This is a genomic window from Serratia sp. H402Y, from assembly GCF_051172415.1.
Taxonomy (GTDB): Bacteria; Pseudomonadota; Gammaproteobacteria; order Enterobacterales; family Enterobacteriaceae; genus Serratia; species Serratia ureilytica.
In genome coordinates this window covers 119,584-136,328 of the sequence record NZ_JBPIYZ010000002.1, presented here as the reverse complement: position 1 = coordinate 136,328, position 16,745 = coordinate 119,584, and the positions used below count along the sequence as shown (strand labels likewise).

Sequence of the window (16,745 nt, the reverse complement as noted above, 5' to 3'; positions counted from 1 at the left end):
CATGGCAGACTATCAGGGTAGAAAAGTCGTCATCATCGGGTTGGGCCTCACCGGCCTGTCCTGTGTCGATTTCTTCATGGCGCGCGGCGTGACGCCGCGCGTGATGGATACCCGTATCGCGCCGCCAGGGTTGGACAAACTGCCTGAAAGCGTGGAGCGCCATCTGGGCGATCTGAACCAGGACTGGCTGCTGGCGGCAGATCTGATCGTCGCCAGCCCGGGCGTCGCGCTGGCGACCCCGGCATTGAGCGCCGCGGCTGACGCCGGCGTGGAAATCGTCGGCGACGTCGAACTGTTCTGCCGCGAGGCGCAGGCGCCGATCGTGGCGATTACCGGCTCCAACGGCAAGAGCACCGTCACCACCCTGGTGGGCGAGATGGCGAAAGCCGCCGGTTGGGCGGTGGGCGTGGGCGGCAATATCGGCCTGCCGGCGCTGAGCCTGTTGCGCCAGGAATGTCAGCTTTATGTGCTGGAGCTGTCCAGCTTCCAGCTGGAAACGACGCATAGCCTGCGGGCGGCGGCGGCGACCATCCTGAACGTGACCGAAGATCATATGGATCGCTATCCGTTCGGCCTGCAGCAGTATCGCGGCGCCAAGCTGCGCGTGTATGAAAACGCCGCGGTGTGCGTGGTGAACGCGGACGATGCGCTGACCATGCCGGTGCGCGGCGCCGACGAACGCTGCGTTAGCTTCGGGGCGGACGTGGGCGACTATCACCTGAACCGTCAGCAGGGCGAAACCTGGCTGCGGGTGCGCGGTGAGAAGGTGCTGAACACGCGCGAGATGAAGCTGACCGGCCGCCACAACTACACCAACGCCCTGGCGGCGCTGGCGTTGGCGGATGCGGTCAATATCCCGCGTGCCTCCAGCCTGAAGGCGTTGACCACCTTCACCGGCCTGGCGCACCGCTTCCAGCTGGCCTGGGAGAACAACGGCGTGCGTTGGATCAACGATTCCAAAGCCACCAACGTCGGCAGCACCGAAGCGGCACTGAACGGCCTGCAGGTGGACGGCACGCTGCATCTGCTGCTGGGCGGCGACGGCAAGTCCGCCGATTTCTCGCCGCTGGCGCGCTATCTGCAGGGCGACAACGTGCGGCTGTATTGCTTTGGCCGCGACGGCGCCCAACTGGCGCAGCTGCGGCCGGAAGTGGCGACGCTGACCGAGACCATGGAGCAGGCGATGCGCACCATCGCCGGCCGCGTACAGCCCGGCGATATGGTGCTGTTGTCGCCGGCCTGCGCCAGTCTCGATCAGTTCCGTAATTTTGAAGTGCGCGGCGATGAGTTCGCCCGCCTGGCGCAGGAGCTTGGCGGATGAAACTACGCTTGCCGAACTTCGGGCTGACAGAACGGCTGAAAGACTGGGTGACCGGCGCGCGCGACAACGACGCGGTCAACATGGTGCTGTACGATCGCACCCTGCTGTGGCTGACCTTCGGGTTGGCGATCATCGGCTTCGTGATGGTGACCTCGGCGTCGATGCCGATCGGCCAACGCCTGGCGGACGATCCGTTCTTGTTCGCCAAACGCGATGCGCTGTACCTCGGCCTGGCGTTCGGCCTGTCGTTGGTGACGCTGCGCATCCCGATGGAAGTTTGGCAGCGCTACAGCAACGTGATGCTGCTGATGTCGATCGTGATGCTGCTGATCGTCCTGGTGGTGGGGAGCTCGGTGAACGGGGCCTCGCGCTGGATCGCGCTCGGCCCGCTGCGTATTCAGCCGGCGGAGCTGTCCAAGCTGTCGCTGTTCTGCTACCTGGCGAGCTATCTGGTGCGTAAGGTGGAAGAGGTGCGCAGCAACTTCTGGGGCTTCTGTAAGCCGATGGGCGTCATGGTGGTGCTGGCGGTGCTGCTGCTGGCGCAGCCGGATCTCGGCACCGTGGTGGTGCTGTTCATCACCACGCTGGCGATGCTGTTCCTGGCCGGCGCGAAAATGTGGCAGTTCCTGGCGATCATCGGCTCCGGCGTGTTCGCCGTGGTGCTGCTGATTATCGCGGAACCGTACCGTATGCGTCGCGTGACCTCGTTCTGGAACCCGTGGGCCGACCCGTTCGGCAGCGGCTACCAGTTGACCCAGTCGCTGATGGCGTTCGGCCGCGGCGAGTTCTGGGGGCAGGGGCTCGGCAACTCGGTGCAGAAACTGGAGTATTTGCCGGAAGCGCACACCGACTTCATCTTCTCCATTTTGGGTGAAGAACTGGGCTATATCGGTGTGGTTTTAGCCCTGTTAATGGTATTCTTCGTCGCTTTTCGCGCGATGTCCATCGGGCGCCGCGCGCTGGAGATAGACCAACGCTTCTCCGGCTTCCTGGCCTGCGCGATCGGCGTGTGGTTCAGCTTCCAGGCGCTGGTTAACGTCGGCGCCGCCGCGGGCATGCTGCCGACCAAAGGTCTGACGCTGCCGCTGATCAGTTACGGCGGCTCGAGCTTGCTGATTATGTCGACGGCGATTGTGCTGTTGCTGCGAATTGATTATGAAACGCGCCTGACCAAGGCTCAGGCGTTTGTGAAGAGGTAAGGGATGAGCGGGAAACCTAAGCGTTTAATGGTGATGGCAGGCGGTACCGGCGGGCACGTGTTCCCGGGGCTGGCGGTCGCGCATCATCTGATGGCGCAGGGCTGGCAGGTGCGCTGGCTCGGAACCGCAGACCGAATGGAAGCCGATCTGGTGCCGAAGCACGGGATCGAGATTGATTTTATCCGCATCTCCGGCCTGCGCGGCAAGGGCCTGAAGGCCCAGTTGACGGCGCCGCTGCGGATCTGGCAGGCGGTGCGGCAGGCGAAAGCCATCATGCGCAGTTATCAGCCGGATGTGGTGCTGGGGATGGGCGGTTACGTTTCCGGCCCCGGCGGCCTGGCGGCCTGGCAGTGCGGCATCCCGGTGGTGCTGCACGAGCAGAACGGCATCGCCGGCTTGACCAACCGCTGGCTGGCGCGCATCGCCGCCAAAGTGATGCAGGCCTTCCCCGGCGCGTTCCCGAACGCCGAGGTGGTGGGCAACCCGGTGCGCACCGACGTGTTGGCGCTGCCGTTGCCGACGGAGCGGTTGCAAGGGCGCGAAGGCCCGATCCGCGTGCTGGTGATTGGCGGAAGTCAGGGCGCCCGCGTGCTGAATCAGACAGTTCCTGAAGTCGCGGCGCGTTTGGGCGATAGAATTACGCTCTGGCATCAGGTTGGCAAGGGCGCGCTGGAAACGGTGCTGCGCGACTACGAGAGGGTAGGGCAGACGCAGCACAAGGTGACCGAGTTCATCGACGACATGGCCGCCGCCTATGCCTGGGCCGACGTGGTGGTCTGCCGCTCCGGCGCGTTGACCGTCAGCGAAATCGCGGCGGCGGGGCTGCCGGCGATTTTCGTGCCGTTCATGCACAAGGATCGTCAACAGTACTGGAACGCACGCCCGCTGGAAGAAGCCGGCGCGGCGAAGATTATCGAACAGCCGCAGTTCAACGCCGATGTGGTGGCCGAACTGCTGGCGAGCTGGGATCGCAAGACGCTGCTGGCCATGGCCGAGAAAGCGCGCGCGGTCGCCATTCCGGACGCCACCGAGCGCGTGGCGGCGGAGCTGGTGCGGCTCGCCAAGTAACGAGTGCAGGGGTTCGGCGCGCCGAACCTGAATAAAAGCAATGTGATGTAGGGCCGGGGTACCGGATCCGGATTAGAGAGAGTGATGAATACACAACAACTGGCGAAACTACGTACTATCGTGCCCGAGATGCGTCGCGTCCGGCACATTCACTTTGTCGGCATCGGTGGCGCCGGCATGGGTGGTATCGCCGAAGTGTTGGCAAACGAAGGGTATCAGATCAGCGGCTCCGACCTGGCGCCGAATCCGGTGACCCAGCAGTTGAGCGCGCTCGGGGCGACGATTTATTTCAATCACCGTCCGGAAAACGTGCTGGATGCGAGCGTGGTGGTGGTGTCTACCGCCATCTCCGCCGACAACCCGGAAATCGTCGCCGCCCGTGAAGCGCGCATCCCGGTGATCCGCCGCGCTGAAATGCTGGCGGAGCTGATGCGTTTTCGCCACGGCATCGCTATCGCCGGCACGCACGGCAAAACCACCACCACGGCGATGGTCTCGAGCATTTACGCCGAAGCCCGCCTGGACCCGACCTTCGTTAACGGCGGGCTGGTGAAGGCGGCGGGCACCCACGCACGACTGGGGTCCAGCCGTTATCTGATCGCGGAAGCGGATGAGAGCGATGCGTCGTTCCTGCATCTGCAGCCGATGGTGGCCGTGGTCACCAACATCGAAGCCGACCATATGGACACCTACCAGGGCGACTTCGAGAACCTGAAGCAGACGTTTATCAATTTCTTGCACAACCTGCCGTTCTACGGTCGCGCGGTGATGTGCATCGACGATCCGGTGGTGCGTGAGCTGCTGCCGCGCGTGGGTCGCCATATCACCACCTACGGCTTCAGTGAAGATGCCGACGTGCGCATCGAAGACTACCGGCAGATTGGGCCGCAGGGGCACTTTACCCTGAGCCGTCAGGACAAACCGTTGCTGACGGTGACGCTGAACGCGCCGGGCCGCCACAATGCGTTGAACGCAGCGGCGGCGGTGGCGGTAGCGACCGAAGAAGGCATCGACGACGAAGATATCCTGCGCGCGCTGGCGGGCTTCCAGGGCACCGGGCGCCGCTTCGATTTCCTCGGCGAGTTTCCGCTGGAGCCGGTCAACGGCAAAGCGGGCAGCGCGATGCTGGTGGACGATTACGGCCACCATCCGACCGAAGTGGATGCCACGCTGAAGGCGGCGCGCGCCGGTTGGCCGGACAAGCGTCTGGTGATGATCTTCCAGCCGCACCGCTACACGCGCACCCGCGATCTGTACGACGATTTCGCCAACGTGCTGTCGCAGGTGGATGTGCTGCTGATGCTCGACGTGTACGCCGCCGGCGAAGCGCCGATCCCGGGCGCGGACAGCCGCTCGCTGTGCCGCACCATCCGCAGCCGCGGCAAGCTGGATCCGATCCTGGTTTCCGATGCCGATACCGTGCCGGAAACCCTGGCGCAGCTGCTGCAGGATGAAGACCTGGTGCTGGTGCAAGGCGCCGGCAACGTGGGCAAAATCGCCCGTAAACTGGCCGAGCTGAAGCTGCAGCCGCCGAAGAAAGAGGAGGAGCACCATGGCTGATAAAGTTGCAGTTCTGCTGGGCGGCACCTCCGCTGAACGTGACGTTTCTCTGCAGTCCGGCGCCGCGGTGCTGGCCGGGTTGCGCGAAGCCGGTATCGATGCGCACGGCGTCGATACCCGCGATTTCCCGGTGACCCAGCTGAAAGAGCAGGGGTTCACCAAAGTGTTTATCGCGCTGCACGGCCGCGGCGGCGAGGACGGCACCCTGCAGGGGCTGCTGGAGTTCCTCGAGTTGCCTTATACCGGCAGCGGCGTGATGGCCTCGGCGCTGACCATGGACAAATGGCGCACCAAGATGGTGTGGCAGTCGATGGGCTTGCCGGTGGCGCCTTACGTGGCGCTGAATCGCCAGCTGTATCTCGGCGCCGAAAAAGCGGCGCTGTTGGCGCGCGTGGCGGATCTCGGTCTGCCGGTGATCGTCAAGCCGAGCCGTGAAGGCTCCAGCGTCGGCATGAGCAAGGTCACCGAAAGCGCGGCGTTGGCAGCGGCGTTGGAAGAAGCCTTCCGCCATGACGACGATGTGCTGGTGGAGAAGTGGTTGAGCGGCCCGGAATACACCGTGGCGATGCTGGGCGATCAAGTGTTGCCGTCGATCCGTATCCAGCCGGCCGGCGTGTTTTACGACTATCAGGCCAAGTACATTTCGGACGACACGCAGTACTTCTGCCCGAGCGGTTTGAGCGCCGAGCAGGAAGCCGAGATGGCGGCGTTGGCGCTGCGCGCCTACCGCGGTCTGGACTGCAGCGGCTGGGGCCGCGTCGATGTGATGCAAGACAGCGATGGCAGCTTCTATCTGCTTGAGGTGAACACCTCTCCGGGCATGACCAGTCATAGCCTGGTGCCGATGGCGGCGCGCCAGTTTGGATTAAGCTTCTCGCAGCTAGTGGCGAGAATTTTGGAGTTGGCCGACTGATATGTCGCAAGCTGCCCTGAATGCGCGCGATCGCGAGGTGGATAACGGCCCGCGCCGCAGCAATGGAACCCAGTTGGCGGGAATGATTTTCCTGCTGATGGTGTTGGGAACGGTCGTGTGGAGCGGTTGGGCGGTGCTTGGCTGGATGAAAGACGCCAGTCGCCTGCCGCTCTCAAGGCTGGTGGTGACCGGCGAACGCCATTACACCACCAACGATGATATTCGTCAGGCGATCCTGGCGCTGGGCGCGCCCGGCACCTTTATGACGCAGGATGTGGACGTCATCCAGCAGCAGATCGAACGTCTGCCGTGGATCAAGCAGGCCAGCGTGCGCAAACAATGGCCAGATGAGCTGAAGATCCATCTGGTGGAGTATGTCCCGGTGGCGCGCTGGAACGATTTGCACATGGTGGACGCCGAGGGCAAAGCGTTCAGCGTGCCGGCGGAGCGGGCGGGCAAGCAGAAGTTGCCGCTGCTCTACGGGCCGGAAGGGAGCGAGCAGGATGTGTTGGAAGGCTATCGGGCGATGAGCGCCACGTTGGCGGCCAGCAAATATACGCTGAAAATGGCGGCGATGACCGCGCGCCATTCCTGGCAGCTGGCGCTGGACAACGATGTCCGGCTTGAGCTGGGGCGCGATGACCGCAACGGGCGTTTGCAGCGGTTTATCGAGCTTTACCCGGTATTGCAGCAGCAGGGCCAGGCGGAGAGCAAGCGTGTCAGCTATGTCGATTTGCGCTACGAGTCCGGCGCTTCGGTAGGGTGGGCTCCGGTGTTGGTCGATCCGCAGGCGCTTGGCGGTCAGCAAAACAGTAATCAGCAACAGAATCAGGCACAGGCAAAACAACAATGATCAAGTCGACGGACAGAAAACTGGTAGTTGGACTGGAGATCGGTACTGCAAAAGTCTCCGCGTTGGTAGGGGAAGTTCTGCCCGATGGCATGGTCAACATTATCGGGGTGGGCAGCTGCCCGTCTCGCGGCATGGATAAGGGCGGCGTAAACGACCTGGAGTCGGTGGTGAAGTGCGTACAGCGCGCCATCGATCAGGCCGAGCTGATGGCGGACTGCCAGATCTCGTCGGTGTACCTGGCGCTGTCGGGCAAACACATCAGCTGCCAGAACGAAATCGGCATGGTGCCTATCTCGGAAGAGGAAGTGACGCAGGACGACGTGGAGAACGTGGTGCACACCGCCAAATCGGTGCGCGTGCGTGACGAACACCGCATCCTGCACGTGATTCCTCAGGAATACGCCATCGATTATCAGGAAGGCATCAAAAACCCGGTTGGGCTGTCCGGCGTGCGCATGCAGGCCAAGGTGCATCTGATTACCTGCCATAACGATATGGCGAAGAACATCGTCAAGGCCGTGGAACGTTGCGGCCTGAAAGTTGACCAACTTATTTTCGCCGGTTTGGCCGCGAGCTACGCGGTGCTGACCGAAGATGAACGCGAACTCGGCGTTTGCGTGGTGGATATCGGCGGCGGCACCATGGATATGGCGGTGTACACCGGCGGTGCGCTGCGCCACACCAAAGTGATCCCTTACGCCGGGAACGTGGTCACCAGCGATATCGCTTACGCCTTCGGCACGCCGCCGACCGACGCGGAAGCGATTAAAGTTCGACACGGTTGTGCGCTTGGGTCGATTGTTAGCAAGGATGAGAATGTAGAGGTGCCTAGCGTCGGGGGACGTCCTCCGCGCAGTCTGCAAAGACAGACGCTGGCTGAAGTCATTGAGCCACGCTACACCGAACTGTTGAATCTGGTTAACGATGAAATTTTGCAATTGCAGGAGCAACTGCGTCAGCAAGGGGTGAAGCATCATCTGGCGGCCGGTATCGTGCTGACCGGTGGCGCCGCCCAGATTGATGGCCTGGCAGCCTGTGCGCAACGGGTGTTCCACACCCAGGTACGCATCGGCCAACCCTTGAACATCACGGGTCTGACGGATTATGCGCAGGAGCCTTACTACTCGACGGCGGTAGGTCTGCTGCACTATGGAAAAGAGTCTCACCTGAGCGGTGAGACAGAAGTAGAAAAACGCGCCTCGGTGGGCAATTGGTTTAAACGCATCAATAGCTGGCTGAGAAAAGAGTTTTAATGTTTCAACAAAGAGATCATGCTGAGTAATCTTTTTATGATCTCGCAGCGACAGGCACAAAACGGAGAGAAACTATGTTTGAACCAATGGAACTAACCAATGACGCGGTGATTAAAGTCATCGGCGTCGGCGGCGGCGGTGGCAACGCCGTTGAACACATGGTGCGCGAGCGCATCGAAGGTGTTGAATTCTTCGCTGTGAACACGGACGCCCAGGCGCTCCGCAAAACGGCGGTTGGCCAAACCATCCAGATTGGTAGCGGTATTACCAAAGGTCTGGGTGCGGGCGCGAACCCGGAAGTGGGTCGCAATTCAGCGGAAGAAGACCGCGAAGCCCTGCGCGCAGCGCTGGACGGCGCAGACATGGTCTTCATCGCAGCCGGCATGGGCGGCGGCACCGGTACCGGTGCGGCGCCAGTGGTGGCTGAAGTGGCTAAAGATTTGGGTATTCTGACCGTGGCCGTGGTGACCAAGCCTTTCAACTTCGAAGGCAAAAAGCGCATGGCATTCGCGGAGCAGGGTATCGCTGAACTGTCCAAACACGTGGACTCACTGATCACCATCCCGAACGACAAGCTGTTGAAAGTTCTGGGTCGCGGCATCTCCCTGCTGGACGCGTTCGGCGCGGCCAACGACGTGCTGAAAGGCGCGGTGCAGGGTATCGCCGAGCTGATCACCCGTCCGGGCCTGATGAACGTCGACTTCGCCGACGTGCGCACCGTGATGTCCGAAATGGGCTACGCGATGATGGGTTCTGGCGTGGCTTGCGGTGAAGACCGCGCCGAAGAAGCGGCCGAAATGGCGATCTCCAGCCCACTGCTGGAAGACATCGACCTGTCCGGCGCGCGCGGCGTACTGGTCAACATCACCGCCGGCTTCGACCTGCGTCTGGATGAGTTCGAAACCGTGGGTAACACCATCCGTGCGTTCGCTTCCGACAACGCCACCGTGGTTATCGGTACCTCGCTGGATCCGGAAATGAACGACGAACTGCGCGTAACCGTGGTTGCAACCGGTATCGGTATGGACAAGCGTCCTGAAATCACCCTGGTGACCAATAAGCAGGCCAGCCAGCCGGTGATGGATCACCGTTATCAGCAGCACGGCATGTCGCCTCTGCCGCAGGAAGTGAAACCTGCCGCGAAGGTGGTCAACGACCAAGCTGCGCAGCCGAATAAAGAGCCCGACTATCTTGATATTCCAGCCTTCCTGCGTAAACAGGCAGACTAAGAATATCCTGAGAATTTGGAATCTCCGCTCTTTGTGCTAAACTGTCCCGCCAGCCATGCTGTATGCTTGGCTGGTAGGATGGATAACATTGCGAGATAAAACGATGATCAAACAAAGGACATTAAAACGTATTGTTCAGGCGACTGGCGTCGGTTTGCATACCGGCAAGAAAGTCACGCTGACAATGCGCCCAGCGCCGGCTAATACCGGGGTCATCTATCGTCGCACTGACTTGAATCCACCGGTTGATTTTCCGGCTGATGCAAAATCCGTGCGTGATACCATGCTCTGTACTTGCCTGGTGAATGAGCATGACGTGCGTATTTCGACCGTTGAGCATCTTAACGCCGCGCTGGCTGGGCTGGGCATCGACAACATCGTCATCGAAGTCGACGCCGCTGAAATCCCAATCATGGACGGCAGCGCCAGTCCGTTCGTGTTCTTGCTGCTGGATGCCGGCATCGAAGAACTGAACTCGGCGAAGAAATTCCTGCGTCTGAAAGAGACCGTACGCGTTGAAGATGGCGACAAGTGGGCCGAGCTGTCCCCGCATAACGGGTTCCGCCTGGACTTCACCATCGACTTCAACCACCCGGCCATCGACGCCAGCTCTCAGCGCTATCGTCTTGATTTCTCGGCTGAGTCGTTCGTGCGTCAAATCAGCCGCGCGCGCACCTTCGGGTTCATGCGTGATATCGAATACCTGCAGTCCCGCGGCCTGGCCTTGGGCGGCAGCTTCGACTGCGCCATCGTGGTAGACGACTACCGCGTGCTGAACGAAGACGGTCTGCGTTTCGAAGACGAATTCGTACGTCACAAAATGCTGGACGCCATCGGCGACCTGTTCATGTGCGGCCACAACATCATTGGCGCGTTCACCGCGTTCAAGTCTGGCCACGCGCTGAACAACAAACTGCTGCAGGCCGTGCTGGCCAAGCAGGAAGCGTGGGAATACGTGACCTTCCAGGACGAAGCCGAAATGCCATTGGCATTCAAGGCACCGTCTACCGTATTGGCGTAAGGTCTGCATTCCTCGCCTGCGAATAACGGCAGGCGCATCCCCTCAGAGCCTGAGAATTCAGGCTCACGATGGTGTGGTGCCGGCTGTCCGGTATTTTGCAGTCCGTGTCGCTGATTACTTATCACGACTGGTTGTGTTGGTACCCTCTCCGGCCAATGCAGCCAGCCGTTCCAATATCTTGCGCAGTTTCTCTGGGCTACGGCTCGCTAATCCCCTCAGCTCTTCCGCACTCTCCAGACTCAAATGCCGCATCGGCACGGGTTTTTCCGGCGCTTTTTCGGCGTTTTGCACCTGGTTGCTGCCTTTCGCCATCAAGGCCGGATTAATCCTGATGTCGATCGACGACAATGATGGTAGAATTTGCGCTCGTAGTGCAGACAGCAAAGCGGGTTGTTCGTAGCGCAAGCGCATCATCCAACTGGCATTTGCCGTTTCGAGCACTAAAATACCCTGTCGGAAATTCGCGACGCGGCACCAGGGATGCAGGGGAGCGGGCAACAGGCCCTTCACTGCACGGTTAAGCTTGAGCAGCGCCACCGCGCGTTGCTGGACGTTATGCAGCGGCCCTTTGCTGCCGGCAGACGCGTCGTCGAACAGGACATCTAATAATTGTGGACGGCTATCGCGCATAATGGGCTCCGGCGGATTATAAACTCGTGATCGGTATTCTAAATCGTTGGCGACAATTTGGCAGACGTTATTTCTGGCCCCATCTCCTGTTAGGGATGGTTGCGGCCACGCTTGGCGCGCCTTCCAATTTGTCCGGCGCACCCGATCAGGCCGCATTGCCGAGCACATCGTCCAGCCTTAACCGGCAAAATTCGGCCAACGGCACCTTCAACAGCCTGGCCCTGCTGCAGGACGCGCATCGCCGTCCTACCTTCAGCGTAGATTATTGGCAGCAACATGCGCTGCGCACGGTTATTCGTCACCTCTCTTTCGCGCTGGCGCCGCAGGCGGTTTATGCGCGGGTGCAGGAGAGCGAAGCCGAAGCGGAACCCCCTTTGCAGGTAGCGCAACTGGCGCTGCTTTCTACTCTCAACGCGCTGCTGACGCACGAGCCGAAGCCGCCGACCATCATTCGCCACACCCACCTTGAGGTGCTGCCAACGCTGGCGCGGCACCAGACCGGCCTGTGGGTGGCGCAGGTGCAGGGCATTCGCGCCGGGCCCGTCGCCCTCGTCTGATCTCGCCCTTTGGGCACAAAAACCATAAATAATAGCAAGTTGACTGCCGCGCTCGGCGGTCATGACAGAGATATCAAACATCATGTTAGTGAAATTATTAACCAAAGTTTTTGGCAGCCGTAACGATCGTACCCTGCGCCGCATGCGCAAAGTGGTTGAGCAGATCAACCGCATGGAACCGGACATGGAAAAGCTGTCCGATGACGAGTTGAAAGCGAAAACCAACGAATTCCGCGCGCGCCTGGAGAAGGGCGAATCGCTGGAAAGTCTGATCCCGGAAGCCTTCGCCGTGGTGCGTGAGGCGAGCAAGCGCGTGTTCGGCATGCGTCACTTCGACGTGCAGCTGCTGGGCGGCATGGTACTGAACGACCGCTGCATCGCCGAGATGCGCACCGGTGAAGGTAAAACCCTGACCGCGACGCTGCCGGCCTACCTGAACGCCCTGAGCGGCCGCGGCGTGCACGTCGTGACCGTCAACGACTATCTGGCGCAGCGCGACGCCGAAAACAACCGTCCGCTGTTCGAGTTCCTCGGCCTGAGCATCGGCATCAACCTGCCGGGCATGCCGGCGCCGGCCAAGCGCGAAGCTTACGCTGCCGACATCACCTACGGCACCAACAACGAGTACGGCTTCGACTACCTGCGCGACAACATGGCGTTCAGCCCGGAAGAGCGCGTGCAGCGTAAATTGCACTATGCGCTGGTGGATGAGGTGGACTCCATCCTGATCGATGAAGCGCGTACGCCGCTGATCATCTCCGGCCCGGCAGAAGACAGCTCCGAGATGTACATCAAGGTTAACAAGCTGATCCCTAAACTGATCCGCCAGGAAAAAGAAGACTCCGACACTTTCAAGGGTGAAGGGCACTTCTCGGTGGATGAGAAGGCGCGTCAGGTCCACCTGACCGAACGCGGCCTGATCCTGATCGAAGAGATGCTGGTAGAAGCCGGCATCATGGATGAAGGCGAATCGCTGTACTCGCCGACCAACATCATGCTGATGCACCATGTTACCGCCGCGCTGCGCGCCCACGTGCTGTTTACCCGCGACGTGGACTACATCGTGAAAGACGGCGAAGTGATCATCGTCGACGAGCACACCGGCCGTACCATGCAGGGCCGCCGCTGGTCCGACGGTCTGCACCAGGCGGTGGAAGCCAAAGAAGGCGTGGAGATCCAGAACGAGAACCAGACGCTGGCTTCGATCACCTTCCAGAACTACTTCCGTCTGTACGAGAAGCTGGCCGGGATGACCGGTACCGCCGATACCGAAGCCTTCGAATTCAGCTCGATCTACAAGCTGGACACGATCGTGGTGCCAACCAACCGTCCGATGATCCGTAAAGACATGCCGGATCTGGTGTACATGACCGAGAAAGAGAAGATCGGCGCCATCATTGAAGACATCCGCGAGCGTACCGCCAAAGGCCAGCCGGTGCTGGTGGGGACCATCTCGATCGAGAAATCCGAAGTGGTGTCCCGAGAGCTGACCAAAGCGGGCATCGACCACAAGGTGTTGAACGCCAAATTCCACGCCATGGAAGCGGACATCGTCGCCCAGGCCGGCCAGAGCGGTGCGGTAACCATCGCCACCAACATGGCGGGCCGTGGTACCGATATCGTGCTGGGCGGCAGCTGGCAGGCCGAAGTGGCGCTGCTGGAAGAACCGACCGAAGAGCAGATCGAAGCCATCAAAGCCGCCTGGAAAGAGCGCCACGACGCGGTGCTGGCGGCGGGCGGCCTGCATATCATCGGCACCGAGCGCCATGAATCGCGCCGTATCGATAACCAGCTGCGCGGCCGTTCCGGCCGTCAGGGCGACGCCGGTTCATCCCGCTTCTACCTGTCGATGGAAGATGCCCTGATGCGTATCTTCGCCTCGGATCGCGTGTCCGGCATGATGCGTAAACTGGGCATGAAAGAAGGCGAAGCCATTGAGCACCCGTGGGTGACCAAGGCGATCGCCAACGCGCAGCGCAAAGTGGAAAGCCGCAACTTCGATATCCGTAAGCAACTGCTGGAATACGACGACGTCGCCAACGATCAGCGCCGCGCCATCTACAGCCAGCGTAACGAATTGCTGGACGTGTCCGACGTGAGCGAAACCATCGCCAGCATCCGCGAGGACGTGTTCAAGAGCACCATCGACAACTACATCACGCCGCAGTCGCTGGAAGAAGAGTGGGATATTCAGGGGCTGGAAGAGCGCCTGAAGAACGACTTCGATCTGGAGATGCCGATTGCCCAGTGGCTGGACAAAGAGCCGGAGCTGCACGAAGAGACGCTGCGCGAACGCATTCTGGAGAACGCCAAAGAGCAGTACCTGCGTAAGGAAGAAGTGGTCGGCAGCGAAATGATGCGCAACTTCGAGAAGGGCGTGATGCTGCAGACGCTGGATTCCCTGTGGAAAGAGCACCTGGCGGCGATGGACTACCTGCGTCAGGGCATCCACCTGCGCGGCTATGCGCAGAAGGATCCGAAGCAGGAGTACAAGCGCGAATCCTTCAACATGTTCGCCACCATGCTGGAATCGCTGAAATATGAAGTGATCAGCGTGCTGAGCAAGGTACAGGTGCGGATGCCGGAAGAGGTGGAAGCGCTGGAACAGCAGCGCCGTGAAGAGGCCGAGCGTCTGGCGCAGCAGCAACAGCTGAGCCACCACGACGAGAACGCGCTGGTGACCGAAGATCCGAACGCGCCGGCGACCGCCGAGCGCAAAGTGGGCCGCAACGATCCTTGCCCATGCGGTTCCGGCAAGAAATACAAGCAGTGCCACGGCCGCCTGCAGTAATGCCGGCCGCGGTTGACCGATAATACCCGGGGGTTCAGCTTGCTGAGCCCCTGTTTTTTGGCACCCATCAGGAGGGTGAGATGAAACATCTGAATATCGCCGTGGGCATCATCCGCAATGCTCAACGGGAGATCTTTATTACGCGCCGCGCCGCTGACGCGCACATGGCCGGATTTTGGGAGTTTCCCGGCGGCAAGATCGAACCGGGTGAGATGCCGGAACAGGCGCTGAGCCGCGAGCTGCGTGAAGAGACCGGTATCGAAGCCGAGCGGGCCGAACTGCTGGAGGTGGTGGAACATCGCTTCAGCGATCGCATCGTGACGCTGAATTTTTATCTGGTGGAGCATTGGGCGGGCGAGCCGTTTGGCCGTGAGAGGCAGCCGATGCGCTGGGTAAAACAGGCGGAGCTGCGTGAAGACGAGTTCCCGGAAGCCAACGCCGGCATTATCCAACTGCTGGTGGCGCAGGCTGGCGCCGCCCAATAACACTATCGGCCTGGCGTGCGCCAGGCCTTCAATCGGCGATTAGCGGTCGTCGAGTTCGCTCCAGTCCTCACTTTCCGACAGATCGCTGTTGCTCGGAATGCGCTTCTCTTCATCGGCCCACTCGCCAAGATCGATCAGCTGGCAGCGCTTGCTGCAAAACGGCCGGAACGGGCTGACTTCGCCCCAAACCACGCCGGTGCCACAGGTTGGGCATTTCACTACGGTCGTCATAACGGTTCCTTACGCCTTCTGGCGGTGCTGAGAAGGCTTGCTTTCATGAGTTCAACAACAGGCCAGTTCGAACGTCAGGCGTTCAGGCACCATGCCATGTTCGCTGTCCAACGGCAGGAAACGAATGGCATAACGCGTCTTGTGGCCGGAAATTTGCGGATAAAGCTGCGGCGCCAGATGAAGGCGCAGGCGCAGCAGGTCCGCCCCTTCGGCGTTGTCCTGGAAAAAGCCGTTCAGACTGATTTGATTGCGGAACGGCCCCGACTGACGGATCAGATCCAGCACCATGATCAGCGCCTGGTTCAGCGGATCCAGCGACTGCAGCCAGGCGGCGACGTCGGCATCGCGATCCTGCTGCGGCGCGTGCATCCACATGTGCAGGGTCGGCAAATCGAAGCTGCAGCAGCCGCCGGGAATGTTCAGACGCTGGCGCACCAGGCCGATCAGCCGGTCTTCACGCAGTGCCTGACCGAGGCGTGGTGCCGCCATCAGCGCCGATGAACGCGACTTCAACTGGCCGCGCAACTGCTCGATCAGCGCCATATCCACGCCCGGCACATCGGCCCAGGCCAACAGTTTTTGCTGCTGACGCTCCAGCTCTTTGAGCAGTTCGGTGCGTACCTCGCCGCGCTCCAGTACGTCCAGCAAATCGGAGACGGTGCGGAAAAAGGTAAGGGCGATGGCGGTTTCGCTCAGGGCGCGCTGGCCGTGCAGCTGTTGCAGTAAAAACTCGATGCGCAGCCAGGTACGCATTTTTTCGTTCAGCGGGTGTTCAAAGAGAACGGTTGGGGAAACATCACTCATGCAGTTTAATCCTGTTGGGGCGCTGTTGCCGCCAGTTCAAGGTAGCGACGATGCAGTGCGGCGACCCGTGGCTCTATCCCCTGAGCGGCGCCGCTGTTGTCAATAATGTCATCCGCCACGGCGAGGCGCTGCTGGCGCGTGGCCTGGGCGGCGAGAATGCTCTGCGCTTGCTCGCGGCTGATGCCGTCGCGCGCGATGGTGCGAGCCAACTGGGTTTCGGTGTCGACGTCGATCACCAGCACCCGATCGGCGCGATCCTGCAGGCCGTTTTCCACCAGCAGCGGCACGACCCACAGCGCGTACGGGCTGGCCGCCTGCGCCAGTTGGCGTTGGGTCTCGCGGTGTATCAGCGGATGCAGCAGTTGGTTCAGCCAGGTTTTATCATCGGGGCGGCTGAAGATGCGCTGACGCAGCGCAGCGCGGTTGAGCGCGCCGTCCGGCAGCAACATTTCATTACCAAATCGCTCGGCGATCGCGGCCAGAGCAGGGGTGCCCGGCTCAACGACCTGACGGGCGATCACGTCGGCATCGACAATGGCTGCGCCGTGGCGCGCAAAGGCGTTCGCAACGGTCGTTTTGCCGCTGCCTATGCCCCCGGTCAACGCAACAATGTAGGCCATGGTGTTAGGTGCATCCGATGTTCATAAAAAAATAATAGACGAATCATAAAGCGATCGCGCAGAAGTGCAAGTCGGCAGGCGGCGCTTGCGCCTCGGCCCCGTTTGGACGGCGAGAAAAAGCGCAGCGGCACGGCAGAAATGAGCGGGCAATCACACTGCGATTATGCAGGTAAATTTGTCGGATTGTAGCGTAAATAAAGGCGAATTCGC

The 16,745-nt window shown here is 61.0% G+C and carries 16 protein-coding genes and 1 pseudogene; 13 read left to right on the top strand and 4 right to left on the bottom strand.

Annotation, left to right across the window (positions count from 1 at the left end):
• Nucleotide 1 precedes the first annotated feature (1 nt).
• The 9 genes from murD to lpxC all read left to right on the top strand — a co-directional run bounded on the left by murD (nt 2) and on the right by lpxC (nt 10,417).
• A complete protein-coding gene (murD, locus tag ACSBQS_RS14635) occupies nt 2-1,321 on the top strand; it encodes a UDP-N-acetylmuramoyl-L-alanine--D-glutamate ligase (protein WP_033651671.1) in 1,320 nt (439 codons plus the stop codon).
• Nucleotides 1,318-2,520, top strand: coding sequence for a cell division protein FtsW (ftsW, locus tag ACSBQS_RS14630; RefSeq protein ID WP_015376649.1), 1,203 nt, complete (start codon nt 1,318-1,320; stop codon nt 2,518-2,520). Before murD ends, ftsW begins: the two co-directional genes overlap by 4 nt.
• A gap of 3 nt (nt 2,521-2,523) precedes the next feature.
• Nucleotides 2,524-3,588, top strand: coding sequence for an undecaprenyldiphospho-muramoylpentapeptide beta-N-acetylglucosaminyltransferase (gene murG, locus ACSBQS_RS14625; protein ID WP_131165219.1), 1,065 nt, complete (start codon nt 2,524-2,526; stop codon nt 3,586-3,588).
• A gap of 84 nt (nt 3,589-3,672) precedes the next feature.
• Complete coding sequence (gene murC / locus ACSBQS_RS14620; protein ID WP_025301571.1) at nt 3,673-5,148, top strand: UDP-N-acetylmuramate--L-alanine ligase; 1,476 nt, start codon at nt 3,673-3,675, stop codon at nt 5,146-5,148.
• The gene (locus tag ACSBQS_RS14615) at nt 5,141-6,061 is read left to right on the top strand and encodes a D-alanine--D-alanine ligase (protein WP_033651670.1); all 921 of its coding nucleotides are present in this window, start codon (nt 5,141-5,143) and stop codon (nt 6,059-6,061) included. Before murC ends, ACSBQS_RS14615 begins: the two co-directional genes overlap by 8 nt.
• Nucleotide 6,062: 1 nt before the next feature.
• Nucleotides 6,063-6,914 (top strand): cell division protein FtsQ, encoded by an 852-nt coding sequence (gene ftsQ / locus ACSBQS_RS14610; protein ID WP_004932761.1) that lies wholly within the window; start codon nt 6,063-6,065, stop codon nt 6,912-6,914.
• Nucleotides 6,911-8,167, top strand: coding sequence for a cell division protein FtsA (gene ftsA / locus ACSBQS_RS14605; protein WP_004932758.1), 1,257 nt, complete (start codon nt 6,911-6,913; stop codon nt 8,165-8,167). Before ftsQ ends, ftsA begins: the two co-directional genes overlap by 4 nt.
• Nucleotides 8,168-8,241: 74 nt before the next feature.
• Complete coding sequence (gene ftsZ, locus ACSBQS_RS14600; RefSeq protein WP_004932757.1) at nt 8,242-9,396, top strand: cell division protein FtsZ; 1,155 nt, start codon at nt 8,242-8,244, stop codon at nt 9,394-9,396.
• A 103-nt stretch (nt 9,397-9,499) separates the two neighbouring features.
• Nucleotides 9,500-10,417, top strand: coding sequence for a UDP-3-O-acyl-N-acetylglucosamine deacetylase (lpxC, locus tag ACSBQS_RS14595; protein WP_004932754.1), 918 nt, complete (start codon nt 9,500-9,502; stop codon nt 10,415-10,417).
• Between the two features lie 114 nt (nt 10,418-10,531).
• Here the strand turns inward: lpxC and ACSBQS_RS14590 are convergent, their stop codons facing one another.
• Nucleotides 10,532-11,047 (bottom strand): DUF721 domain-containing protein, encoded by a 516-nt coding sequence (locus ACSBQS_RS14590; RefSeq protein ID WP_004932751.1) that lies wholly within the window; start codon nt 11,045-11,047, stop codon nt 10,532-10,534.
• A gap of 26 nt (nt 11,048-11,073) precedes the next feature.
• On the opposite strand from ACSBQS_RS14590, the gene secM reads away from it, so the two are divergent.
• From secM to mutT, 3 genes are all read left to right on the top strand, one after another.
• Complete coding sequence (secM, locus tag ACSBQS_RS14585) at nt 11,074-11,604, top strand: secA translation cis-regulator SecM (protein ID WP_033641856.1); 531 nt, start codon at nt 11,074-11,076, stop codon at nt 11,602-11,604.
• Nucleotides 11,605-11,686: 82 nt separating this feature from the next.
• Complete coding sequence (gene secA / locus ACSBQS_RS14580; RefSeq protein WP_042783690.1) at nt 11,687-14,395, top strand: preprotein translocase subunit SecA; 2,709 nt, start codon at nt 11,687-11,689, stop codon at nt 14,393-14,395.
• A gap of 80 nt (nt 14,396-14,475) precedes the next feature.
• Nucleotides 14,476-14,880, top strand: coding sequence for an 8-oxo-dGTP diphosphatase MutT (gene mutT, locus ACSBQS_RS14575; RefSeq protein ID WP_434990976.1), 405 nt, complete (start codon nt 14,476-14,478; stop codon nt 14,878-14,880).
• 39 nt (nt 14,881-14,919) lie between these two features.
• On the opposite strand, the gene yacG is transcribed toward mutT, so the two are convergent.
• Nucleotides 14,920-15,111 carry a DNA gyrase inhibitor YacG gene (yacG, locus tag ACSBQS_RS14570; RefSeq protein ID WP_025301578.1) on the bottom strand — a complete coding sequence of 64 codons (192 nt, stop codon included), beginning with the start codon at nt 15,109-15,111 and terminating at the stop codon, nt 14,920-14,922.
• A gap of 51 nt (nt 15,112-15,162) precedes the next feature.
• Nucleotides 15,163-15,903 (bottom strand): annotated as a pseudogene (gene zapD, locus ACSBQS_RS14565) (cell division protein ZapD); the annotation flags it as partial.
• On the opposite strand from zapD, the gene ACSBQS_RS14560 reads away from it, so the two are divergent.
• Nucleotides 15,791-16,021: a hypothetical protein gene (locus ACSBQS_RS14560; protein WP_227414610.1), complete on the top strand. Its 231-nt coding sequence runs from the start codon at nt 15,791-15,793 to the stop codon at nt 16,019-16,021. The pseudogene zapD and the gene ACSBQS_RS14560 sit on opposite strands and share 113 nt — an antisense overlap.
• On the opposite strand, the gene coaE is transcribed toward ACSBQS_RS14560, so the two are convergent.
• Nucleotides 15,921-16,535, bottom strand: a complete 615-nt coding sequence (gene coaE, locus ACSBQS_RS14555; RefSeq protein ID WP_047025205.1) for a dephospho-CoA kinase — start codon at nt 16,533-16,535, stop codon at nt 15,921-15,923. The two genes, ACSBQS_RS14560 and coaE, sit on opposite strands and share 101 nt — an antisense overlap.
• Nucleotides 16,536-16,745 lie beyond the last annotated feature (210 nt).

Bases quoted from the DNA above. Each gene is read 5' to 3' on its own strand.
- murD (WP_033651671.1), top strand. From the start codon at position 2: ATGGCAGACTATCAGGGTAGAAAAGTCGTCATCATCGGGTTGGGCCTC.
- ftsW (WP_015376649.1), top strand. From the start codon at position 1,318: ATGAAACTACGCTTGCCGAACTTCGGGCTGACAGAACGGCTGAAAGAC.
- murG (WP_131165219.1), top strand. From the start codon at position 2,524: ATGAGCGGGAAACCTAAGCGTTTAATGGTGATGGCAGGCGGTACCGGC.
- murC (WP_025301571.1), top strand. From the start codon at position 3,673: ATGAATACACAACAACTGGCGAAACTACGTACTATCGTGCCCGAGATG.
- ACSBQS_RS14615 (WP_033651670.1), top strand. From the start codon at position 5,141: ATGGCTGATAAAGTTGCAGTTCTGCTGGGCGGCACCTCCGCTGAACGT.
- ftsQ (WP_004932761.1), top strand. From the start codon at position 6,063: ATGTCGCAAGCTGCCCTGAATGCGCGCGATCGCGAGGTGGATAACGGC.
- ftsA (WP_004932758.1), top strand. From the start codon at position 6,911: ATGATCAAGTCGACGGACAGAAAACTGGTAGTTGGACTGGAGATCGGT.
- ftsZ (WP_004932757.1), top strand. From the start codon at position 8,242: ATGTTTGAACCAATGGAACTAACCAATGACGCGGTGATTAAAGTCATC.
- lpxC (WP_004932754.1), top strand. From the start codon at position 9,500: ATGATCAAACAAAGGACATTAAAACGTATTGTTCAGGCGACTGGCGTC.
- ACSBQS_RS14590 (WP_004932751.1), bottom strand. From the start codon at position 11,047: ATGCGCGATAGCCGTCCACAATTATTAGATGTCCTGTTCGACGACGCG.
- secA (WP_042783690.1), top strand. From the start codon at position 11,687: ATGTTAGTGAAATTATTAACCAAAGTTTTTGGCAGCCGTAACGATCGT.
- mutT (WP_434990976.1), top strand. From the start codon at position 14,476: ATGAAACATCTGAATATCGCCGTGGGCATCATCCGCAATGCTCAACGG.
- yacG (WP_025301578.1), bottom strand. From the start codon at position 15,111: ATGACGACCGTAGTGAAATGCCCAACCTGTGGCACCGGCGTGGTTTGG.
- ACSBQS_RS14560 (WP_227414610.1), top strand. From the start codon at position 15,791: ATGGCGGTTTCGCTCAGGGCGCGCTGGCCGTGCAGCTGTTGCAGTAAA.
- coaE (WP_047025205.1), bottom strand. From the start codon at position 16,535: ATGGCCTACATTGTTGCGTTGACCGGGGGCATAGGCAGCGGCAAAACG.